This is a genomic window from Endozoicomonas sp. GU-1 (genome assembly GCF_027366395.1).
In the GTDB taxonomy this organism is placed as follows: Bacteria; Pseudomonadota; Gammaproteobacteria; order Pseudomonadales; family Endozoicomonadaceae; genus Endozoicomonas.
In genome coordinates this window covers 2,758,368-2,782,269 of sequence record NZ_CP114771.1, presented here as the reverse complement: position 1 = coordinate 2,782,269, position 23,902 = coordinate 2,758,368, and the positions used below count along the sequence as shown (strand labels likewise).

At 50.3% G+C, this 23,902-nt stretch carries 14 protein-coding genes and 4 pseudogenes; 14 read left to right on the top strand and 4 right to left on the bottom strand.

Annotated features, from left to right (window positions below):
- The first annotated feature begins 136 nt into the window (after positions 1–136).
- The 7 genes from hflX to O3276_RS11485 all read left to right on the top strand — a co-directional run bounded on the left by hflX (position 137) and on the right by O3276_RS11485 (position 8,670).
- The gene (gene hflX, locus O3276_RS11515; protein ID WP_269675746.1) at positions 137–1,429 is read left to right on the top strand and encodes a ribosome rescue GTPase HflX; all 1,293 of its coding nucleotides are present in this window, start codon (positions 137–139) and stop codon (positions 1,427–1,429) included.
- A 603-nt stretch (positions 1,430–2,032) separates the two neighbouring features.
- A complete protein-coding gene (gene hflK, locus O3276_RS11510) occupies positions 2,033–3,205 on the top strand; it encodes an FtsH protease activity modulator HflK (protein ID WP_269675745.1) in 1,173 nt (390 codons plus the stop codon).
- Positions 3,202–4,077, top strand: coding sequence for a protease modulator HflC (gene hflC / locus O3276_RS11505; RefSeq protein WP_269675744.1), 876 nt, complete (start codon positions 3,202–3,204; stop codon positions 4,075–4,077). The genes hflK and hflC overlap by 4 nt, the downstream gene beginning before the upstream one ends.
- A 125-nt stretch (positions 4,078–4,202) precedes the next feature.
- Positions 4,203–5,402 (top strand): ATP phosphoribosyltransferase regulatory subunit, encoded by a 1,200-nt coding sequence (locus O3276_RS11500; RefSeq protein WP_269675743.1) that lies wholly within the window; start codon positions 4,203–4,205, stop codon positions 5,400–5,402.
- Between the two features lie 28 nt (positions 5,403–5,430).
- Complete coding sequence (locus O3276_RS11495) at positions 5,431–6,723, top strand: adenylosuccinate synthase (protein ID WP_269675742.1); 1,293 nt, start codon at positions 5,431–5,433, stop codon at positions 6,721–6,723.
- Positions 6,724–7,285: 562 nt separating this feature from the next.
- Positions 7,286–7,591, top strand: coding sequence for a hypothetical protein (locus O3276_RS11490; protein WP_269675741.1), 306 nt, complete (start codon positions 7,286–7,288; stop codon positions 7,589–7,591).
- A complete protein-coding gene (locus O3276_RS11485) occupies positions 7,591–8,670 on the top strand; it encodes a reverse transcriptase domain-containing protein (protein ID WP_269675010.1) in 1,080 nt (359 codons plus the stop codon). Before O3276_RS11490 ends, O3276_RS11485 begins: the two co-directional genes overlap by 1 nt.
- Positions 8,671–9,265: 595 nt before the next feature.
- Here O3276_RS11485 and O3276_RS11480 read toward each other — a convergent pair.
- Entirely contained in the window at positions 9,266–9,484 is a 219-nt protein-coding gene (locus O3276_RS11480; protein ID WP_269675740.1) for a hypothetical protein, read from the bottom strand.
- A gap of 86 nt (positions 9,485–9,570) precedes the next feature.
- Positions 9,571–9,945: a hypothetical protein gene (locus tag O3276_RS11475; RefSeq protein WP_269675739.1), complete on the bottom strand. Its 375-nt coding sequence runs from the start codon at positions 9,943–9,945 to the stop codon at positions 9,571–9,573.
- Positions 9,946–10,209: 264 nt separating this feature from the next.
- Between O3276_RS11475 and O3276_RS11470 the strand changes: the two are divergent.
- The 7 genes and pseudogenes from O3276_RS11470 to rlmB form a co-directional block, all read left to right on the top strand.
- Positions 10,210–10,782, top strand: a pseudogene (locus O3276_RS11470) (IS1595 family transposase); the annotation flags it as partial.
- An 885-nt stretch (positions 10,783–11,667) separates the two neighbouring features.
- Positions 11,668–11,982 (top strand): annotated as a pseudogene (locus O3276_RS25745) (ISNCY family transposase); the annotation flags it as partial.
- Positions 11,983–12,076: 94 nt separating this feature from the next.
- Positions 12,077–12,475: a transposase gene (locus tag O3276_RS11460; RefSeq protein ID WP_332328213.1), complete on the top strand. Its 399-nt coding sequence runs from the start codon at positions 12,077–12,079 to the stop codon at positions 12,473–12,475.
- Between the two features lie 201 nt (positions 12,476–12,676).
- A pseudogene (locus tag O3276_RS11455) lies at positions 12,677–13,075 on the top strand (IS1595 family transposase); the annotation flags it as partial.
- A 246-nt stretch (positions 13,076–13,321) separates the two neighbouring features.
- Positions 13,322–15,949, top strand: a complete 2,628-nt coding sequence (rnr, locus tag O3276_RS11450; protein WP_269675736.1) for a ribonuclease R — start codon at positions 13,322–13,324, stop codon at positions 15,947–15,949.
- A gap of 286 nt (positions 15,950–16,235) precedes the next feature.
- The gene (locus O3276_RS11445) at positions 16,236–16,832 is read left to right on the top strand and encodes a hypothetical protein (protein ID WP_269675735.1); all 597 of its coding nucleotides are present in this window, start codon (positions 16,236–16,238) and stop codon (positions 16,830–16,832) included.
- 225 nt (positions 16,833–17,057) lie between these two features.
- Positions 17,058–17,792 carry a 23S rRNA (guanosine(2251)-2'-O)-methyltransferase RlmB gene (rlmB, locus tag O3276_RS11440; protein WP_269675734.1) on the top strand — a complete coding sequence of 245 codons (735 nt, stop codon included), beginning with the start codon at positions 17,058–17,060 and terminating at the stop codon, positions 17,790–17,792.
- A gap of 336 nt (positions 17,793–18,128) precedes the next feature.
- On the opposite strand, the pseudogene tamB reads toward rlmB, so the two are convergent.
- Positions 18,129–21,994, bottom strand: a pseudogene (gene tamB / locus O3276_RS11430) (autotransporter assembly complex protein TamB).
- Positions 21,991–23,760 carry an autotransporter assembly complex protein TamA gene (gene tamA, locus O3276_RS11425; protein WP_269675731.1) on the bottom strand — a complete coding sequence of 590 codons (1,770 nt, stop codon included), beginning with the start codon at positions 23,758–23,760 and terminating at the stop codon, positions 21,991–21,993. Before tamA ends, tamB begins: the two are co-directional and overlap by 4 nt.
- Between the last annotated feature and the right edge of the window lie 142 nt (positions 23,761–23,902).

Sequence of the window (23,902 nt, the reverse complement as noted above, 5' to 3'; positions counted from 1 at the left end):
CATCTTGAAGGCACCTGAGGTGCCTTCAGGTGTTTATATTTATTTTAAAAATGAGCCATGTGGCGCAGTCTTGTTTTCAGGTTGTCTGTTAGCTGGTTCTCAGCTCGTGCGGTTCGTGGCTGTTTAGGAGATCTATTTGTTTTTTGACCGCCATGAGGGTGGTGAAACCGCAGTTCTTGTTCATCTGGAATTGAACGATGAGCGTGAGCGGGAAGACCCCCAGGAATTTATGGAGCTGGTACGCTCCGCTGGCGTTGAGTCTGCCGCATTTATTACCGCAGGCTGCAAACATCCCAATCCCCGTTTCTTTGTCGGTCCCGGCAAAGTTGAAGAAATCCGTCAGCTGGTTGTCCTGCACGATGTCGATGTTGTGCTGTTTAATCATGCCCTCTCTCCGAGCCAGGAACGTAATCTGGAAAAAGAGCTGAAATGCCGGGTTATTGATCGTACCGGACTGATTCTGGATATTTTTGCCCAGCGTGCCAGAACCTTTGAAGGTAAACTTCAGGTTGAGCTGGCTCAGTTGCAACACATGAGCACACGACTGGTTCGCGGCTGGACTCACCTTGAACGGCAAAAGGGCGGTATCGGCCTGAGAGGACCGGGTGAAACCCAGCTGGAAACTGACCGTCGTCTTCTCAGGGCGCGCATCAAAAGCATTAGCCGTCGTTTGGAAAAGGTGCGCAGGCAGCGGGAGCAGGGGCGACGTTCCAGACAGCGGGCAGAGGTTCCCCAGGTATCACTGGTCGGTTATACGAACGCTGGCAAGTCGACACTGTTTAACCGCGTGACCGAGTCGGTGGTTTATGCGGCTGACCAATTGTTTGCCACCCTTGACCCAACACTGCGGCGAATTGATTTGCCAGATATCGGGCCTGTCGTTCTTGCGGATACGGTGGGTTTCATACGTCACCTGCCTCATAAGCTGGTGGAGGCATTTCGGGCAACCCTTGAGGAAACCCGTCAGGCTGATCTTCTGCTGCATGTTATTGACAGCCATGATCCGGAGCGTCTGGAAAACATGGATCAGGTTCATTCGGTACTGAAAGAGATCAATGCGGATGAAGTGCCACAGTTGGAGGTCTATAACAAAATTGACCTGTTACAGGGGGTAGAGCCGAAAATCCAGCGCAATGATGAAGGGCGTCCTGTGCGGGTCTGGGTTTCCGCAGTGACCGGAGAGGGTGCTGATCTGCTGCAGGACGCCATCAAAGAGTTGCTTTCTGATGATATGCTGCAGGGACAGTTAACCCTGAAACCTGCCCAGGGACGTATCCGTGCCCGTCTTTATCAGCTTGGTGCTATTCAATCCGAAGCCTACTCCGATAGTGGTGATGTGGTTCTGGATATTCGCCTGCCAAAGTCTGACTTTGAGCGCCTTTCCAAGCAGGAAGGTCTGAGTGAGAGTTGCTTTAATTCCATGCTGTAAGCTCTTGCGGTTTGTGCGTATTGGCTCAGGTCAATACGTACGATGTCTTTTATCTTCAATATTACCTTCTCGCTGTCTCTGCTGGCTTTGTGCCAGTAACAGTATGTACTGTTTATGCAGTCAAAAAGTGTGGTCGCAGATGATAAAAAGCGTTCCTGGCTGGACAGAATATTTCATCAGGACAGATGGATGAAATTTGGGCGAAACAGCTCTGATTTGGTGTTTGTAAAGAAAATCCGTTGCGGTCTTTACCAATTCGGCTTGCGCTATTCGCTATCCAAACTCTACAATCTGGCTCAGGAACTATCTTTACCGGGTACGTCTTATTGAGTGCCTGTAAAGGCTGGTCAGGATTCCGGACGGTACGGATACATTGCATTTTTTACGCTCCTGTGTTGCAGTGAAGGGCGAAGTGGAAGTTGATGACTGCTCTGGAAATTTATCCTGCGACGTCATGTCATACCTGGGACTCTCAAGGTCTGTAGGTAACTATGGTATGCACATCCTCTGATGGACCGGCAATGGATTTAATCGCCTGTTGTCCCCAGTAACAGGGATGCTCAAACCAAAATTCAATCTGATGCTGACTCTACGGAGACATATATGGCCTGGAACGAGCCGGGTGGAAACAACCAGGATCCATGGGGCGGTGGTAACAAAGGCGATAAGCAAGGACCACCGGACCTGGACGATGCTTTTCGCAAATTTCAGGAAAAACTGAATTCCATGTTTGGGGGTGGCCGCAAAGGCGGTGGTGGCTCCGGTGGTGGTGCTCAGGCAGGCTCCTCTTCCGGCATTTTTATTGGCATCCTGATACTCGCTGTTGCAGCCTACATCTGGAATGCGGTCTATACCGTTGATGAAAAAGAGCAGGCCGTCATCCTGCGCTTTGGTGAGTATGCAGAGACGGTTGGCCCAGGCCTGCATATGTACTTCCCTCCCATTGAAACCAAGTTTCAGGAACGGGTGACTGAACTTCGGACCTATAACCTCTTGCAGCAAATGTTGACCGAAGACGAGAACATCGTCGAGGTGGCCATGTCGGTTCAGTACAACATTGATGATATCAAGCACTATGTTCTCAACGTTGCCAAGCCGCTGGTGAGTCTGGAAGAGGCGACACAGAGTGCGTTGCGTCATGTTGTCGGTGGCTCCGAAATGTATCAGGTGTTGACCGAAGGTCGTGAGGTGATGGGTATCGAAGTGCGTGATCGCCTTCAGGCTTACCTGGACAGCTACGGTACCGGCCTTAATGTGGCCAAGGTAAACATCGAGAGCGCCCATCCTCCCAAAGAAGTGCAGGCAGCGTTTGATGACGTTATCCGCGCCCGTGAGGATGAAGAAAGGGCCAAGAACAAGGCTCAGGTGTATGCCAACAAGATCATTCCGGAAGCCCGTGGTCAGGCTCAGCGTATTATTGAGAGTGCCAACGGTTACCGTGATGAGGTAGTAGCCAAGGCAGAGGGTGAAGCGGATCGTTTCGTGAAACTGTTGGGTGAGTACCAACAGGCACCTGAAGTAACCCGCGAGCGTCTGTATATTGAGGCGATTGAAGACGTGTTCAGTAAATCCAGCAAGGTACTGGTGGATGTTGAAGGTGGCAATAACATGATGTATCTGCCGCTGGATAAACTGACACAGTCCCATGGTAGCAGCAAAGTGCCATCCAGACAGTTATCTGCCCAGGAATTAAACGAGATTACCACCCGGGTGACAGAAGAATTGAATAAACGCGTCAATAGCTCGCGAGTCAGTGGGGGGAGGGTAAGTCGATGAGTCAGAAAGCCTTCACTGGACTGATTATTTCTCTGGTTGTTGTAATACTGGCGTGGGGAAGTTTATTCGTTATCTCCGAACGGGAGAGGGCGGTGCAACTTCGTTTTGGTCAGGTAGTACGTGACAGTATTCCTCCGGGCCTGCATGTGAAAATCCCGCTGGTTGACAAGGTTAAGGTGTTTGATGGCCGTCTGCAGACTCTGGATGTGCCATCCGAGCGTTTCCTGACCCTTGAGCAGAAGGCCGTGATTGTGGATTCCTACATCAAGTGGCGCATTCACAACGTCTACGACTTCTACCGCGCAACGGCAGGCGATGTATTCCGTGCCAGTAACCTGCTTGCCCAGCGTGCTGAGTCCAGCATGCGGAACCAGTTTGGTAGCCTCACTCTGAACGAAGTGGTGTCCGGCCAGCGTGACGAGATGATGGAAGAACTGACCACAACGCTGAATGAAGTTGCCCAGGATGAGCTGGGGGTCAGTGTTATGGATGTACGTATCAAGCGGATTGACCTGCCTCCCCAGGTCAGTGACTCGGTATTTGAGCGGATGTCATCCGAGCGTGAGAAAGAGGCCCAGGACTATCGTTCCCGTGGTCAGGAGATGGCAGAAGGTATCATGGCGAATGCCGACCGTGAAAAGCAGGTGGTTCTGGCCGATGCCTACCGTCAATCTGAAATGATTCGCGGTGACGGGGATGCCAGGTCAGCTGAGATTTATGCCAAAGCGTATCAGCAGGATCGGGAATTCTATGCCTTCTATCGTAGCCTTCAGGCTTACAAAGAGAGCTTCGGAGAGTCCGGTAACGTCATGCTGATAGAACCAAAAGGTGATTTCTTCCGCTACTTTAATCACGATAAGCAAGGCAAATAATGAACTCTTGCTGCCAGCGCTAAAAAACCGTGGTAATATTATCAAAACCGGGCCTCGCCCGGTTTTTTCGTGTGTGGGCAGGTAGCGAAGAAAAAACTTCCACAGTAACAATAAGAGAGGCTGTTATGACCGTCGCTGATCGCTGGCTGCTGCCTGATGGGATTGAGGAAATTCTTCCCGGCAGAGCCCGTTGTGCTGAAAAGTTAAGGCGCGACATACTCGACCTGTTTGACCGCTGGGGTTACCAACTGGTGATTCCTCCCCATCTGGAATTTATCGAGTCACTGACGGCAGGTGTCGGTCATGACCTGGATCTGCAAACCTTCAAGGTAACCGATCAGCTGACCGGTAGAACCATGGGATTAAGGGCAGATACCACACCGGCGGTGGCCAGAATTGATGCCCATACCCTGAAAGTGGATGGGCCGGTAAGACTTTGTTATTCAGGCAGTGTCTTTCATACCCGCCCCGCTTCCCTCGGGGCTTCAAGGTCACCCATCCAGATCGGTGCAGAGCTGTATGGTCACTCTGGCGTGGCAAGTGACCTGGAAGTGATTTCCCTGATGCTGGAAACCCTGGCTCAGGTGGAAGCCGATTCAGTCAGTCTGGATCTCGGGCATGTGCAGATTTACCGTTTGCTGGCATCTCAGGCCGGACTGTCGGGTGATCAAGAGCTGGCGCTTTTTGATGCCTTGCAGCGCAAGGCGATCTCTGAAGTTGAACAGCTGGTCAATCAGTGGGATATCAGCGCAGGGTCTGCCCGAATGCTGACAAGCCTGCCCAATCTGGCCGGTGGTCCGGAAATACTGGAACGGGCCAGGGGTGAGCTGGCTGATGGTCCTGAGGGCGTTGCCACTGCTCTGGATGAACTCGGGTTGATTGCCAGAGAGATTACCAGTCTTTATCCGGGTGCTGACTTCTATTTCGACCTGGGCGAACTCAGGGGCTACAACTATCATACAGGTGTCGTTTTTGCGGCTTATCTGCCCGGTCAGGGGCAGGCAATCGCCAAAGGTGGGCGCTATGATGGGATCGGTGAAGCCTTCGGCCGATCACGCCCTGCGACCGGTTTCAGCACTGACCTCAAGACGCTTATGGAGCTTAAGGCGTTGCTGGAGCTGAAAACAGAAAGTACAGATGACTGTACCGAAGGCAAGACTATTTTTGCGCCTGTTGATGCGGATGCTGCCCTGGTGCAGTGCCTGCGTCGGCAGGGGGAACGGGTAGTTCGCCAGCTGCCCGGGCAAGCGACAGAAGCAGCGGGCATGGGTTGCAACCATCAGCTGATCTGCCGTGACGGCGAATGGTTGGTTGAACCGTTATAAATTGCATTGAAACTAAGAGACCGATTCCATGGGTAAGACTGTTGTCGTACTTGGCACCCAGTGGGGTGATGAAGGTAAAGGCAAGATTGTCGACCTGCTGACCGAGCAGGCGGAAGCTGTTGTTCGCTTCCAGGGCGGCCATAATGCCGGACACACCCTTGTTATTAATGGTGAGAAAACCGTTCTGCACCTGATTCCTTCCGGAATCCTGCGCGAAGATGTGGTTTGTTACATCGGTAACGGTGTTGTGCTGTCTCCTGAAGCGTTACTGAAAGAGATGAAGCAGTTGGAAGAAACCGGTGTTCCTGTGCGCGAGCGCCTGAAACTCAGCCCTGCCTGTCCTCTGATTCTGCCTTACCATGTGGCGCTGGATCAGGCCCGTGAGCTGGCCCGTGGCGAAGCCAAAATCGGTACGACGGGTCGTGGTATCGGTCCTGCCTACGAAGACAAGGTAGCTCGCCGGGGTTTACGTGTTGCTGATCTGCTGCACCCTGAACGTTTTGCCAGAAAGCTGAAAGAAGTGATGGACTATCACAACTTTGCCCTGCAGCACTACTACAAGACAGAAGCCGTAGATTACCAGACCGTTCTGGATGACACGCTGGCCATGGCCAGGGAACTGATTCCGATGATTGATCGGGTTTCAGACCGTCTGCATGAGCATCATGGGCGTGGTGACCACATTCTGTTTGAAGGTGCCCAGGGTTCTCTGCTGGATATCGACCACGGCACTTACCCGTTTGTCACCTCATCCAACACCACTGCAGGTGGTACCTCTACGGGGACTGGTTTTGGTCCGCTGTACCTGGATTATGTCCTGGGTATTACCAAGGCTTACACCACCCGTGTGGGTTCGGGCCCCTTCCCGACAGAGCTGGATGACGAAAATGGCCGCCATCTGGCCAAAGTCGGTAATGAGTTTGGTGCTACGACCGGTCGTCCACGCCGTTGTGGCTGGTTTGATGCCGTAGCCCTGAGACAGGCTATTCAGATCAACTCGGTCAGTGGCCTCTGTCTGACCAAACTGGATGTGCTTGACGGCCTGGAAACAATCCGCATTTGCGTGGATTACAAGAATGCTGATGGTGAGTTCATTACCACGCCTGTTGATGTTGAAGAGTACGAGTCGGTTCAGCCTGTCTATGAAGAGATGCCGGGCTGGAGTGAGTCGACATTTGGTGCGAAGAGCCTTGATGAGCTGCCTGCCAACGCGCTGGCTTATATCAAGCGTCTTGAAGAAGTCACCGGTGCACCGATTGATATTATTTCCACCGGACCGGACCGTGTAGAAACTATCGTTCTGCGTCAGCCGTTTGCCTGATCATCAGGATTGGCCTCTGTGACAAAATCGCCGGTTTATCATCGGATAAACCGGCGGGTGATATTGTCAGTAGTTATGGTTTTGACATCAATTTTTTAAGCGCTTGGTGTGCCGAGATAAATCGGCAAGATGTTAAGGGTGAAAGTCCCTGTGGGGTAAGACTGGCGGGTCGCCCCAGCCTCGAGTCATGCGCCGTATATCGTAAGGTATCCGGTGAAGCGTTGACAGGGGAGCCTGTAGGCTAAGTATTGAGCTGCGAAATCCAATAATCCGAGGTGCTGATGTTGTTAAGCGATGCAGAAAGCAATATTGCAGGTTGCACTACACCGCAAGTGACCTGTGGGCCTCGCGCAGTCGGAGACCTTGTGCATGCAGGTACGCATCTTGTGCGGAACTCGGGAGATCCTGCTGGTTTCTCCTGTTTAGCCATAGGAGACGCAGTAGGGAAGGTTAATAGCCATACGCCTATTGTCGTCGGCAGGAAGTCGGACAAGCCCATAGTACCTGAGAAGCGCCGAACAAAGCAGAGAGATCTGTGGCGGAGGTTGTGGAGGAAAGGGGTTTGACCAAGAGGAATATCCAACAGGATGTCCGTGACCCGACTCAGCGCGGGAATAGCACTATGTCCAATCTGTTGGGTATACGTCAGGCTGCGGCAAAGGATCGTCGTTTACAGTTCACGGCCTTGTTTCACCATATTACACCTTATCTGTTGAAAGACTGTTTCTTTCAATTGAAACGGAGGTCGGCAGCGGGGGTAGATGGTGTTACATGGCAAACCTATCAGCGGGATTTGGATAACCGGCTGGCATCCTTCACGAACGATTACATAAAGGAAGCTATCGCCCCCGAGCGGCCAGAAGGATAATGATTCCGAAGGCTGACGGTGGTGAGCGTCCGATCAGTGTATTCTGTCTGGAAGATAAGATAGTCCAGCAGGCAGTAGTCAAGGTATTGGAGGGGATTTACGAGAATGATTTCCGTGGTTTTTCTTACGGTTACCGACCTTTGAAAAGCCAACATGATGCATTGGATGCTCTGACGGTGGGAATCAAACGTAATCCGGTGAACTGGGTGCTGGATCTGGATATTCGGAAATTCTTCGAACAGGTCGAACATGAGTGGCTGATCATGTTTTTAGAGCATCGGGTGAGGGACAAGCGCATTATCCGCTTGATAAGACAGTGGATACAAGTAGGGCACTACGACGGGGATGGTCGTCGTGTTCGAAGCGTAAGAGGGATGCCACAGGGATCGGTGATATCGCCGCTATTATCAAATATTTATTTGCACTACGTGTTTGACCTTTGGGTTGACCAATGGCGAAAGCGGGAAGCCTCTGGACGAATGATTGTGGTTCGCTTTGCGGATGACAGTGTGCTGGGCTTTCAGCGTGAGCATGATGCAAAGGTCTTCCTGAGTGAGCTTGGTAAAAGACTTGGGCAGTTTGGTTTGTCCTTGCATGAGGATAAAACCCGATTGATACGCTTTGGTCGCTTTGCCAAAGTTGACTTGAAGAAAAGGGAGCAGGGAAAGCCGGAGACGTTTACGTTTCTTGGATTTACTCATATCTGCGGTATTAGTCGAAGCAGTGGAAACTTCAACATTGTCAGACGAACCAGCAAAGAGCGAATGCGAGCGACATTGAGCAAGATCAAAGACTATCTCCTGAAACACAGGCATGACCCCGTGCCGGAGCAGTTGAAGTGGTTGAGACGTGTACTGCAAGGTCACATGAACTACTTTTCGGTGCCTGGCAATGGACTGAGAATCAATGCCTTCAGGACAGCAGTGCAAAAGATTTGGTACAAAGCCTTGAAGCGGCGCAGCCAGAGAAGCAGACTGAACTGGAAGAAGTTTGGTGCCTTCATCAACACTGTGTTGCCCAAAGTAAAAGTTCTTCATCCATGGCCGGAGCAACGGTTTGACGTTAAATACTCGAGGTAGGAGCCGTATGCGCTAGCAGTGCAAGTACGGATCTGCGCAGGGGGTGGCGGGTGACCGCCATTCCTACTGTGACCAAAGTCACCTGCAATAACTGAGTCATAACTCGGTGGTGGACTTGGGTAAAGACAATGATAATCGGGCGGGGCTTCATAAGATGTGGTCATAAATATGTCCATAATTTTATTGTTTAGTTGATCGCAGTTAAGATGTTGAAAATCAGCAGGGGATGGGTCATGCCTGTCCTGATGCCCGATAGCAAACAGTGTGAGAAATTGCTGTTTGAACAACTCATTTTCGCTGGCCAAAAGTTGGTTGCGAAAGGTGCCAGAGTTGGCAATTTTGTCCCTCAGAGCGTTGAGTAAAATATCAAAACGCTGGTTTAATTTGCGAAAACATCCTTTGTAGTACTTGTCCATAAAAATAATCAGCAGGTTTTCAGCGGCTCCTGTGCCGATGGGTAAGCCGGGGTCCAGATTCAGAGTCTGGTCTGTAAGCAGATGCTCAGTCAGGCCGAAGTTATCAAACATCAGGGTCTGGCCAATAAAATTTACGTGGATGTAAGGACTTTGTGGATGTGGATAAAAACTCTGATTATCTACTTTGCTGGATAGAGCGAACGCACCCGTTTGGTAAAAGAGATCTCCGTGTTCACATCGACTCGGTTGTGACTGGCAAGCATTTTACAGATGACTTCCCTGTTGATATTGCCAGGGTTGCTGTTGATTAATTCCTTTGGCGTAAAACGCAGATAATGGCCCCCGGTATCTCCAAGCCTGATGGTGACTTCAGGGCGAATAAAAATATTATTAAGCAATATACTCACTATTTCCGGTGTCAGTTTTTCTGTAACATGATACTGGCGACGGCGTCCCCGCGCATCAAACATTCTTCTTGGGGGGATCAGAAATTCTCACCCGCCAACGCATAATTCGGGTAGGCCCCAAACTCAAGCAATAACTCCAATGCTTCTGCCTTGCCGTTTGCCGCCGCTTTGGCAGCCGCATCTTCCAGCCCTATCCCAACAGAGTTGCCGTTGGCTAAAGTGTGCTGGCGAACCAGGCGCCTGATCAGTGGCACATCACCGGTTGTTGCAGCCCGTAACAATGTCGATTCACGACTCTTGAATTTCAGAGAAATCAAATTGATGGCTTGATGGCAACGGAGGGTGAGCTTCTGACGAGAAGTCCGCCGGGTTGCCCGATACGGTGGTGCATCAGTGGCATTCGGCGATTGATTGCCAGTCTGGATGGGGGCAGGGCTGCTACTGTGTATCATGCTTCTGACTCTTCTGACTTCGTTGAATTTATGATGTTTCGGGATTGGCACTTGCAAACCCTGAGTTCCAGCAATCAATGAATTGGACTTACCTGCCAGTCAATAAGTTCCCGGCCTCAAGCAGTTTTTCTGTTGATCTGTCCGGGGGAAATATCATTTGCCTTCAGGGATCCGGCTGGCATTACACTGTCTCCGCCGGCTATGTTTGTTTTAAAGGTTGATAGGTCTAAACTGTCGTGATCCCCTGCAATGGGAGGCTACGTTATGAAGCCCCAACAGTTTCAAGACCTTCTTAATGCTGTGCCGTTATTAAGCAGCCAGCAGCGAAATACTCTTATCAATGCTCTATCAGAGCAAAATTCTCCTTCCGATATTGCAAAGTCTATTGAGGATAGTTTTGTACGGGCTCCAAAATGTCCTCATTGTGGATCTGAAGCCCTTCAGCGCTGGGGGAAAAGGAACAAACGCCAACGATTTCGGTGCAAGGTTTGCCGAAAAACACTGAACGCTTTTTCCAAAACACCTTTGGCCCGTTTAAGACGCCCTGAAGCATGGCCGAAATATCTTGAGGGAATGACCCACTCTTTAACGCTTCGCCCGGCTGCCAAGCAATGCGGAGTTTCGTTAAATACATCATTCCGTTGGCGGCATCGTTTTTTACAGGTCATTGAGCATGATCAGGCACCAGAACTCAGTGGTATTGCCGAACTCGATGAAACTTTTTTTCGTGAATCTTTTAAAGGTCAAAAAAAAGGCCTGCCAAGACCCGTGAGGAAACGAGGTAGTGATAAAAAGACAGACTGTCGAAAAATACCAGTCATGGTAGCTAGTTCTCGTCCAAAAACACAACCAATTGAAAACTGTAGATTTTATTCTGAAAAATTAAGTGGAGCCCTACTGCTATCTGGCGACTAAACTTCCCAAGACCAAGAAACATAAGGGATTGCCAAAAACAGAGGGCTCCAAATGCGCAAAAAACGCAATTTGCAGTGTAGTATGGAACTCCATTACGTACCTCATGAAATCTGCTCCCAGCTTTCCGGTATCTCGCAATGGCTTGATGCCCATCCACAGTTCAATGACTGGATTTATGAGGACTTAAGTTCTGGTGATAAACAGAACACTGGGCGGAACGGACTATCAGCAGAATCCGTTCTTCGTGCGGCACTTCTGAAACAGTATTTGAATTGTGATTATGACTACTTGTCGTTTGTTTTGATGGACTCCATGCTCTTTCGAGACTTTTGTCGCCTCGAACCAAACCAGCGCCCCAGTCGCTCCAGTTTGCATGGGCTCATCAGCCTTCTTACTGCATCTACATGGGAGCGGATTAATAACTGTCAGCTAATGACCGCTAAAGATCAGGGTATTGAAAAAGGGCGTACTGTGGCTATTGACAGCACAGTCACCGAATCGGATATCAAACCTCCCTGCGACAGTGATCTTTTAGCCAGTTCCGTTAAAGAAATTTGTCGTCTGCTGGAACGGGGACAAACACTGACAGCGACACCGCTTTATGAATATACCCATCACAACCGAGCCGTAAAAGATGCGGCCAGAAAATGCATCTACTCTGGTAAAGAAGAGCGGCAACAGCATTATAAAAAACTGCTGCAGTTGACCCGAAAATCCCGGAAGGTGCTTATCGAAGCCACTGTCAAGCTTGCAGACGCCCGTCAGCAGGGGCAGTGTCTCCTGGCTGATGATGCCGACAAGTGGCAGGCCGATGTGGATCACCTGTTACCCCTGGTGGATGTAATAGTCTCCCAGACAGAGCGCAGGGTCTTTAAGGGTGAAAAGGTGCCAGCCCAGGAGAAAGTGGTTAGCCTGTATGAACCCCACACGGATATCATCGTAAAAGACAGGCGACAAGTGCAGTACGGCCATAAACTGAACCTGGTTCAGGGAAAAAGTCGATTGATCCTGGACCTGGTTATTGAGGAAGGTAACCCAGCGGATTCGGACCGATTCATTCCGATGATGGAAAGACAAAAAGAAATTTATGGTCGTGTACCTCGCCAGACAAGCGGTGACGGCTATGTTGTGCTTAAAGGTTGAAGATAATATGGTACCAATTAGCTGTTGGTTCTGGTCATTAAAAACAACACTATTAGGCTGTTAAGAGTCTAAAATGCTCATTTTCATGCCCTTCTTGCACTCCAGTAAGCTATTTAATTCATACGATTATCCCAATAAATCGCTTTCAACCCTTAAGCACAACATAGCCAGCGGTGACGGTGGATACGCGTGTCGAGTAAATTTGGAAAAAGCCAAGGCTATGGGAATCAGCGATGTGGCTTTTAATAAGAAGCGCGGACTTGAAGTCGAAGAGATGACTAAAAGTCAGTATGTGTATAAAACGCTCTTTCGCTTCCGGGCAGGTATTGAAGCGGGAATTTCGTGGCTAAAGAGATGTTTTGGGCTATCACGTTGCCACTGCAAGGGTTCTGAGCGTTTTGACTCTCATTGTTGGTTATCGGTGGTCTGTTACAACCTGGTGATTCTGGCCAGGCACCCGGCACCATCCTGATAGCCACCTCCACGCTACATCAAAGTACCTTTCCAGCATGGTGGGAGGATGTTTTCTGCCTGCTTTTTGCGTTTTTCTCCAATATCCGTCCCAGATTAGAGAAAAAAAAGGAGGTTTTTTTCTGGATCGCTGGAATTTCAGGAAATATTAAAACGTACGTATAGTCCGATTATGATTGGCTGATGCGTTTTTGGACGAGAACTAGCTAGAGACCGAGGAAGTCAGACGGTTGATGGTGTATTGAAAAATGAGAGCGCTGATGAACTCTGTCGCCATTTAAATGGTCGGATAAATATTGAAACTGTCGTATGTGCCGATGCCAGTCTTGCACATGAAAAGCTTGCGAGAGCGTTAGGATTTACTTTTAAGGAGCTGGTGTCATCCTCTGGAATACGGGTGATAGAAGGTGTTTTTCACTTACAGCATGTGAATGCATACCACAGCCACCTGAAGCAGTGGATTACAGGGATTTTTCACGGAGTTGCGACAAAATATCTATCACACTATCTGGGATGGAGAAGGGCTTTAACTGGCATCAATGCTCTAACATCTGATCGACTGGCCAATAAAATTTTAGAATTTCTTCACTTCAACCCTTAAACGCAACATAGCTGTCTCCGCCGGTTGTTTCGGCATAACACTGAGATCAGCTATTCTTTTGTTATGCTCTCTTTTCACTTTCTCCCTTTGCATTAATAGTCTGATGCATGTACTAATACAGAATGGATTCAATGTTGACTTCTCCCCCCTCCATGGCCTTTGAAGAAAGATATCATGATTGTAGATTTTCATTTTCACCAGGCAGCCCCAGGCTGCCATACGCCCTAAAAGAGGTGCAATAAGCCCATGTCAAAAGGGTGGAAAAGCCAGGATAGTCAGGCATCTCTCGAAGCAGAGCGCTATGAAAACCCGATCCCCAGTCGTCTGTACATCATGGAATACCTTGAGCAACGCGGGGCTCCGGTCAGCCATCGGGCGTTATGTCGTGCACTGGGTATAAACGACGAAGAACAGCAGGAAGCGCTGATGTTCCGCCTTAAGGCGATGATCCGCGATGGTCAGCTGCTGCAAAATCGCAAGAATGCCTTTGCCCTGATCAGTAAGCTGAATCTTATTAAAGGGGTTGTTCAGGGCAATAAAGAAGGATTTGGCTTTTTAATGCCGGATGGTGGTGGTGAAGATCTCTACCTTTCCCCCCGTGAGATGCGTCAGCTGTTTGATGGTGACCGTGCGGTTGTGCGTGAATCAGGTGTCGATCATCGTGGCCGCAGGGAAGGCCAGCTGGTTGAGGTGATTGAGAGAAATACGACACAGGTTGTCGGTCGCTACTATACCGAGTCTGGTGCGGCCTTTATGGTGCCTGAAAACCCCCGTATCAGCCGGGAGATTATTGTTCAGCCGGGCCCGCTGATGCCCACGGAGGGACAATATATTCTGCTGGAAATTACCCGGCAGCCCGGCCGTCGCAACATGCCTATGGGCATAGTTAAGGAAATTCTCGGTGGCCGAGCCGATGCCGGTATGGAGGTCGAGGTTGCTGTTCGCACCCATAATATTCCCCATGACTGGCCGGAAGCGGTGGAAAAACAGTGCCAGGGTTTTACCACTGAGGTCGCAGAGTCGGACAAAAATTGCCGGGTCGATTTACGGGCAACGCCGTTTGTCACTATTGATGGGGAAGATGCCCGTGATTTTGATGATGCGGTTTATTGTGAGTCAAAAAAAGGCGGCGGCTGGCGTCTGTTTGTTGCGATTGCCGATGTTTCCCACTATGTAAAACCGGGCTCGGCCCTGGATAAGGAAGCGGTTAACCGGGGGACTTCGGTTTACTTCCCGGGGCATGTGATTCCCATGTTGCCGGAGGTGCTGTCCAATGGTTTGTGCTCCCTGAACCCCGAAGTAGATCGCCTGGCAATGGTCTGTGAAATGACCATCAGTGGCAAAGGCAAGATTTCCGGCTACAAATTCTATGAGAGCGTTATCCGCTCCCATGCGCGGCTGACGTATACCAAAGTCTGGGATATGTTGTCCCTCGGTGATGAGGGCCGGGAGCTACGGAAGCAGTACCAGCCATTAGTGCCACACCTTGAGCATCTGTACTCGCTCTACAAGACCTTGGTATCGGTACGGGCAGAACGTGGCACGATTGACTTTGATACGGTGGAGACCCAGATTATTTTTGGTCGCCACCGCAAGATTGAGCAGATTGTCCCCAGGGAGCGTAATGACGCCCACAAGTTGATTGAAGAGTGTATGCTGTGCGCCAATGTGTGTGCGGCAAAGTTCCTGGAAAAGCACAAACTCCCGGGGCTTTACCGTGTGCACGAAGGGCCGACGCTGGAGAAGAAGCTTAACCTGAACAGCTTTATTGGCAGTCTGGGGCTGGCACTTCCCTCAGGCAAAATCACCCCCCGTGATATTCAGGCATTGTTGCTTAGGGTGAAAGATCGTCCTGATTACCATGTGATTCAGACCGTGGTTCTTCGCTCAATGAGTCAGGCAGTCTACAGTGGTGATAATCAGGGGCATTTTGGCCTGGCCTTCAAGGCTTATGCACACTTTACCTCGCCCATCCGCCGTTACCCTGACCTGCTGGTACACAGGGCGATTCGTCATATTATCCGCTCAGAGAGCCCCTCCCGGCATGTGCTTCGTGTGGGGGCCAGCCCCATACCTGAAAAGCGCATCTACCCCTATAACGTCGGCGATATTCAGGCACTGGGAGAGCACTGTTCCACCACAGAGCGGCGGGCTGATCTGGCAACCCGCGATGCCATGGGCTGGCTGAAGTGCGACTATATGCAGCAGCATATTGGTCAGACCTTCAGCGGTATTGTCTCTTCAGTGACCGGATTCGGGTTGTTTGTTGAGCTGAAAGATGTCTATGTCGAGGGATTGGTTCATGTGACCAGCCTGCCGGATGACTATTATATTTACGACAATGTTCATCATTGCATGCGCGGTGAACGCACCGGTCGCCGGTTTGGTCTGGGCGATGAGTTGGAGGTGATGGTCAGTAAGGTGAATCTGGACGATAAGAAGATCGACTTTGAACTGCTGTCAGCACTTAGCAGGCCGGGAAGAAGAAAATCATCCGGTAAGTCTGGTTCGGCGAAAAAATCCCGTTCATCCGCAAGCGCGGCACTTGGCAGTCGATTCAAGTCGGCAGCGGCCAAGGAAAAACTGCTCAGAGAAGCCAGGGCTGCTGAAGAGGCGGCTAAAAAAGGGAAAGGTACTTCGTCAGCTAAGGGCACATCATCCAATAAGGGCTCTGCCGAAGACGGTAAGCCATCTGGCCGTAAGACGAAAGGCAGGAAATCCGCCAAAACAACCGGTAAAAAGGGCAAGCCAACCGCTTCCGGCAAAAAGAAGACTACCGGTAAGAAAAAAGCCAGTAGCGCCCGAAAGTCTGATTCAGCCAAAGCCTCAAAGCCAACGGGTAAACAGCCTCGTAAACGGAAGATCAGTCAATAAGGCTTCGCACCACGGGGATTATCAAGCATTGCTGCCTGGCTCCTTGGGGTACTCCGGGAGCCTGTTTGCTTTATCGATATGACTTTTAAAATCAGGCCGCTTCACAGCGGCCTTTTTGTTTTCGCGTTGATAAGAGTTTTTTATTTAACGATCACTTTTCGGGCAAGGAAAACACCTTAGCGGCAGAATTGGTTAAATATCTTAGTGTTCATAGGGAACTAAAACCAAATATAAATATCTATTAGCCGTAACAAACATAAATTAAATTTAAACGGAGGGTTTTGATATGGACCATATTGGCACTTTTAATCCAACAATGGACCTTGGTTCAATAAAAGACAAATACACCAGTTCAGAATGTAAACATTCTTCTGGTCGTTCAGGCATTCGGGAGTGCGTGGAAAGTTCTAACCAAAAAAATTATATCTCCTGCGAAAAACAATTTTCTGATAATGAGATAAAAAGTATTCCATTGCAGGATCGTTTAGTAGCTGTTTCGAAAAAAACTATTAAATTTCTTTGTCAGGCTACTTTGACGCTTACTCTCCCGGTTGCTCCCTCGGCCTTAGCCGGGTTTGCTTTCGGGGCTACCGGGTCTGCTGCTGTCGGGGTTGATGGTGCCGGGTTTGCTGCTTGTGCTGAGCTTGCTGCCGGGCCTGCCTTGATTGCCTTAGCTGGATTTGCTATTGGGGCCTTCTGGGGTTCTGTTCAGGGTGAAAGGGCTACCAGCGATGTTGGTACTGGTGTTGCCAAAGGTGTTGCGACAGGTGTTGCTACCAGTGTCTGTATGGGGTCTGTCGGGGCTGCTAGTCTTGTTACCTCGTCTGCTATCGGGTCTACTGTCGAGGCTGTTGGTAATTATTTCTTTAAAAAAGACGATTAAAATGTTTGGCCGAGCTATTTTTACGCATACTCGGCCAGCCTGCTCGGTCGAGGTTGATGCAGTATATAGCTAACTGGAAATGAGTCCGGTAGCGCATAGGTCATGCTTATTCTGGCCGTTCTCGTTAACATATCAGTGTTAAAACATCAGCAATAACTCCTGTCCTTCCAGTTTTGCTAAAATCCCCCATTTTATGGCCTGTAAAGGCTTTCATATGAGAAATCAATGAGCAATGACGTAGTATTTGGCCTGCATGCAGTGCAGAGCCTGTTTGAACGGTCGCCCGAAAGAATACTGGAGCTTCAGATTCAGAAAGGTCGTACGGATAAGCGAATCAATGCCCTGGTTGACCAGGCCAGAGAACAGGGCGTTTCCGTGCGATTTGTTGAACGCAGCCGTCTTGATGCCAAAGCGGAGGGTGTGCATCAGGGTATTATGGCCAGAGTCTCTGCCGCCCGGGTTTACCGGGAAGAAGACCTGGAGGATATTCTTGATGGGCTGAATGAACCACCATTTCTCCTGATTCTGGATGGCGTTACGGACCCTCACAATCTGGGGGCCTGCCTGCGTACTGCCGATGCGGCAGGTGTACATGCGGTGATTGTGCCCAGGGATAAGTCTGCCAGTCTCAATGCCACAGCAACCAAAGTGGCCTGTGGTGCAGCAGACAATGTACCTCTGATTCAGGTGACCAACCTGGCACGGAGTATGGAATGGCTCAAGGAGCGAGGTATCTGGATGATTGGTACCGCAGGCGAGAGTTCTGGCAATATTTATCAGTCGGATTTAACCGGTCCTCTGGCTCTGGTCATGGGCGCAGAAGGTAAAGGAATGCGTCGCCTGACCAGAGACCTGTGTGATTCGCTGATTTTTATTCCAATGGCCGGTTCTGTCAGTAGCCTCAATGTGTCGGTTGCTACCGGGGTGTGTTTATTTGAGGCGGTTCGACAGCGACGATGATTGTCACCACACTGCCTCCCCGGAGTTTCAGTGAAACTCTCTTGTGGATAAATTACCTATTCACCAGGCCAGTTCAAAAAGACTGGCTTTGGGGCAGTGGCTTATCAAATTGTCGTTCCAGGAGCCTGTCGGACTTAAGCGTCCGTAGCGAGGATTGCGAGAAATTGAGGATAAAAATTGCTGCTTCTGAGGAGAATAGCGGGGCTATTTGACGAAGAAGCAGGAATTTTTAGACCAATTTATCGCAACCGCAGTAGGACAGACTTAAGTCCGACAGGCTCCTGAGAGGCTGACCAAGAATAGACAGCCCTACGCGGCAACTGCTCCTGCGTTGCTCTATTTTTTTTCTGTCGCAATTGTAAACTGGTAGAAAAGGTCGATAGCCTGGGCAATGCCGCTAACGGCCTGAAGGTAAAGTCGCGGCATTAGTTCGTAGCGCACCTTAACTTCAGCGATAGAGTCAAAAACACCTGCGCCATATTGCACCCGCAGGCCGGGCGCAATCGTCCCGCCAATGGTGACCCGGGTGTCATCACCGCTGCCCTGGGTGTCGAGCGTGACATCCGATAGGCCAATTTTTTCACCAATGGAAGTCACTACGCCGCCAAACTGACTGACACCGAAACCGATCAGCATGGATTGCACTGCCGAACTGTCACCATCTTCGAGTCCCCGCCCTCTGAGCAGGTAAGACCACTGTTCCTGCTGTGGCATGGATGGATCCGAATAAATAGAAAACTCCGGCCGGGAGGGGCGCCGCTCACCTGCATGCCTACTGATACATCGTCTTCTATGCTGTCGGGGTTGCGAATAGCGTTCACCGACAGGTATGGGCTGGATAGCGGGCCGGAGAAAATAATATGCCCCTCTTTAATCAGCAGATCCTGACCGAATTGATGATAGCGGCCGTTGGTCAGTTGAATAGAGCCATTGGCAGTCATTGGTTTTTCGGGCTGCAGATCCAGCAGCAGTTGGCCGCCAAGGTCTGATTTCAGCCCATAGGCGTCTATCTTGATGTCTTTGCCTAAAATCACATTCACATCCATGGAGAAGGGCGGACTTGCATGCAACAGTGCTTTTCTGGTTCCCGGAGTGATAATCACCACATCGTCAGAGGGGGTGACGGCCTGTCTGGGCAGTTGTTTGATGTTCGCTCTTGCCCAGGGAATGGTGATGTTCCCGGTCAGGGTTTGCGCGGCTCCAATGGTCAGCCTTAAATCGGGGGAGGCTTTCAGCTGGAGGATACCCGGCATTCTGGCTCCCAGGTTTTGCCCTGTTATATCGATAACACCGGAAGGGGGCATCTGTTGCCAGTCAAGATGACCTGACAGCTTCATTTCACCGTCGTCTATTTTCATGCTGCCACTGACTTCACCTTTATTGCCATCCACATTCAGCTCAGTGATCAGGTGGCTTACTTTGACCATTTCCTGTTTCGCGGCCAGCTGTCCTGCACGGAGTTTCAGATTGCCAAACAGCAAGGGATCTTTCAGGGTTCCACCCATGCGTGTGTCAGCGGATAAAATACCATCAATATGACTGATATCCGGAATCAGTGGTTGCAGAAAGTACAGGCGCATATCCTGCAGTCTGGCTTGTCCACTCAGGGGCTGGTCACTGTGCATGTTGTTGATGGCCAGATGGATGTGGGCGTCCCCCAGCTGTTTTGAGTCAAAGTCAAACTCTGCCTGCAGATCATCCTCATTCAGATTAATCACGGTGGAGAGTGTTTGATAGTTCACTGATAAAGGATGATCGGAGTTGCTGGTGATTTCACCCGGCGTCGTCTGGATTTGGATATGAGCTATGGGCTGACCGCTTTCCCACTGGATATCGCCACTGCCCGAAAGTACGGCCTGCCAGTTAAGGTTGCCTGGCAGAAGTGGTTTCAGGGTTGACAGGTTAAAGTCTGATAGCCGAAACCGTGTTGTTCCACGGTTGGCTGAAAAGTGTGATGCATCAATACAGAGCCGTGCCTGTTTGGCAAACCAGCATTGATCCGTCAGTTTTACTTCTTTATTGGTGGCATTCAGCCCGATGGTAACAGGCTGCTCCAGAGACCAGGCGTCCACAGGTGTGATTACCCTGGCACTGGCTAACTGCCCCTGCCATTTGCCACGGCTGTTATCATGGTGCCAAGCTCCGTTAATCTGTAACTCTCCGGATACCGGCTCGCCCTGAGTTTTCAGGGATATTTGATGATTCCGTTCATTGCCACTGGCATTTAGCAGCACGTTTTTCAGCTGAATATTGCCACTGTTGAGAGAGTCCGCCTTAACGGTGGTTTTACCTTCCAGTAAGGTGGCTCTGGTCAATTCGCCGTTCACTTGTAACCGGTTGATACTGGTCTGTTCAACCTCTAGGGATGGGCTATCAAAGCTGAATAAAAGCTTTGGATGTTTATCGCTCCCTGATAGCTGAACGCTGCCTTGTAACGAGCCTTTCAGCTCCGGGGTGATCCTGTCCAGAGAGTTGGCATCGAGTTTGGCGCTTAGGGATAGCTGTTCTGCGATTTGTCCACTGATGTTCAGGCGGTTCTCGCCAAACGCTGCATAAAAGCTGTGAATATTCACGTTGAAGGGTAAAGCGGCCATGGGCCTGACCTGGTTGTCGGATGCCAGTTTTCCGGTCAACTCAAGAGGGGTATTCAGTAATGAGCCATTGATCGTCAGTTCCGGAATGCTGAGCTGCCATAAACTATCGGTCATCGTAAATTGAGTGGTTACTTTGCCGCTCAGCGTGCCGGGAAGTTCCCTTAGCCATACTTCTGGCTGTAGTTTTGACAGCAGAATGTGACCTTGCCAATGAATGCCATCTTGCCAGTTAACTGTTCCGGTCAGTTCCAAGGGGTTTTCGGAAAGATTGTTTTCATCAACAGGGCTAAGTGACAGTGTTTCAATATCCAGCTGCTGCAAACTGCCAGAGGCATCCAAACGCAGCTGAGTTGCTGGTTGCTCAGCAACTTTAATGGATGTGTTCAGTGAGAGCTGGTACTGATTCAGATTGCCTGTGATCCTGGCTAAGCCATTGTCGGATGAAACCCCGGATGCACTTTCTTGCAGCGGCCATTGGAATTCGTGCCATTTCAGGGCAACGCTCAGCGGGAAGTTGGGGGCAAGAGGGCCAATATTTCCTTCCAGCAATGAATTGATGGAGCCCTGTGTGGCAAGCCGCAGTTGTAGTTGACCAAGATTGCCCGAGGCTTCCAGTGCTAGCTTATCCCCTTTCATGGCTGCCAGCTCAGGAATATTGAAATTATCCAGAATAGTGGTTTTCAGGTTCAGGTTTAACGGATAGTTTTCAGCTAGCTGTATCTCGCCATTTAAATGAATATTGGCCCTGGTTTGTTCTGCCTTAAGTGTCAGATTGGTGATATGGGTCGCTTGCCAGTTGAAACTCAGCGCCAGCGCTTTAAGGGTTTCATCAATATCACCCTGCTGGTAGCGGGCATTGGTTAGTGTGAAATTTTTCAGGCTGACCGGGATTGGGAGTGATACTTCCGGCAGTGTGATGGTTGAGAGATCGATACCTGCCGACGTTGGTTTGTTGGGGGTTAAAGCCTTTGGAGTGGACGTTGTGCTGTCCTGGTCTTTTAACACAATCTGAAGGTTATCTGCCCGAACCTCAGGGATAAACAGCTGACTATTCTGTAGACGGGCATTTGCGGTAAAGGTTTCCAGGGACACCGTGGTTCCTGAAAAGGTGACTTCAAAATCCTGGATATGGATCTGACTGATCAGAATATCCAGGGGAATATCGACGGTTGCATTGGTAGAGGGCGGTGCTGAAGATACGGTTTCTTCGGCTACGGGCTGAATCTCAAGGTTGCCGCCTTTAACTTCCAACAGTTGTACCGGCAGCTGCCTGGTTAACACTTTTCCAAGCTGCCACTTCAGCGTTATATCATCAGCCTGAAACTGGATCCGGCTATCTTGCCAGCGGAGATTCTGAATATGCCAGCCCGTCATCAACTGGCCTTCTGTCAGCTCCCCATCAAGCGCCGGAAACGCATTGTTCAGTTGGTACCAGAGCAGGGTGTTGCCGGTGTGGGTAAACAGCAGCAGTGAGATCAGGGTAAGCAGGAAGACGGCTGTGACTGATAGACACCGCTTGATCAGAGATACTTTTTTCACTGGGCGTTGATCTTGCGCTGCCGGGGCAGACCCGGTCTGTTCAGAGTTATGGTTTGGGGCGCTGCTCATAAATCCGGCCCCATGGAAAAGTGGATGCGCCAGGGAGAGCCGGGCTCACTGATCGCAAAGGCAAAATCCAGTTTTAACGGACCCAAAGGCGTCACCCAGCGGATGCCCGGCCCAGCCCCGGTTTGCCATTCAACCTGACCTTTTTTGTAGGAGTTGGTTGCGGTTCCGCTGTCAACAAACAAGGCGACCCGCCAGTTTTCAGCAATTTCATAGTCATATTCAATACTGGCTACCGAAAGGTACTGGCCGCCAACCAGCTGGCCGTTGCTGTCCCTTGGGGACAGACTGTCATAGCTGTAGCCACGGACCGTCTGGTCACCACCGGTAAAGAAGCGAATGGATGGTGGGATATTCTGAATGTCGTCCACCCAGATGGCACCCTGCTCAATTCGGCTGATCAATCGGTGATGCTTGAAGAACGTGGTCAGCCATTTGGCCCGGCCCCACACTTTGATAAAGTCCGCATCAGATTGCCAGGCTTGGGCAGAGGTTTCGATTTTCAGATTGTAGAGGTGTCCGGAGCGGGGATCCGTTGGGTTGCCAACCACTTTCCGGCGGTCAAATGACATGCCGGGTATTAGCAACAGGTTACTGCTGTTCTGCTGCCCCTGGGTGTAGTTCTCATAATCTACCCGGATAAAAAAGTCCTGGTCCCAGTTACCCGGTCGCTTTTTCCACTTATTAACAGAAGCGGAAATAAGCTGACTGTCGGTATCCTGAACCGACGTTCTCTGGTAACCGCTGTCCAGGCTGTAGTATTCCAGCAGAGGGTTGCCGTAGGGGATTTTATAGCGCCCACTCAGCTCCTGCCCTGTTTTGGATACTCTGATATCGCTGGTGAAACTGTGTCCTTTTTCATCCAGCCATGGGTTATCGACACTCAGGGATACCCTCGGACCTTCGTCTGTAGAGAAACCGATACCAGTCTCCAGCTCCCAGGCTGATTTGGGTATCACGCTGACAAAAATCGGAACTTCACCATCAACCGCCTGGTCCTTGAGAGGGCGGACCTCAATGGATTTGAAGTATCCGGTGGCAGAAAAGTCCATGTTCAACTGGCTGAGCTGTTCAGAGCGATACGGTTGCCCCGGCTCAAAATTGATCATGGTGTTCAGCAACTCACGGGTAGCTTCGCTCACCAGGTCGTGATAAATAACCGGTCCGAACCGGTATCGTCTGCCAGATTCCATGGTCAGGGTAATGTCAGCCCAATGTTTGGCCGGGTAGACTTTGATCTGGTGTTCACTCAGGTCTGCATCAAAATAACCGCGGGTCAGGGCCAGTTTATTGAGCCCTGTTTTCAGCGACTCATATTCACCATCATTCAGGACATCGCCCGTTTTTAACCGGCTCTGACTGATTAACCGGGTAAATGCCCGGTCTTGCCGGGCATCACCCTCCAGATTGATTTGCAGGGACTGGACAATCACTGGCTGACCCGGATTGATAGTAATGGTGAGCTGACTGGCAGCTTTTTTGCTGTGAAAGTCAATGGTGGGCTGGTAATAGCCCAGGGCCATCAGGGATTTTTGCAGGGCCTCCCGGATTTCATGCCGGTATTCATCCAGTTGTTCGGGTTTGATGGCAGGCAGGTTATCAAGGTAGAGCATCGCATTTTGCAGTAATGCCTGGTCGAGCCCATCGATTTTATAGGTCAGAGGTTTTGTCGCCCAGGCCGATGCAGAAAAACACAGCATGAGCAGCAGCCACAGGCCGATTCGCCGTTTCGGTGTATAAATAAGTGCTGTGCTTTCGTGATCGGCCATAATTCAATGATAGTGGGTACGCATTCCCGGCAATAAAAACGGTAAATTGGAGCGGTCTCTGGAATCTATATCGACCTTTAGAACATGACGCTCATCGTTGAATGGCTTTGCCGCACAGTCATTTGAGCAGCCATCCTTTGCA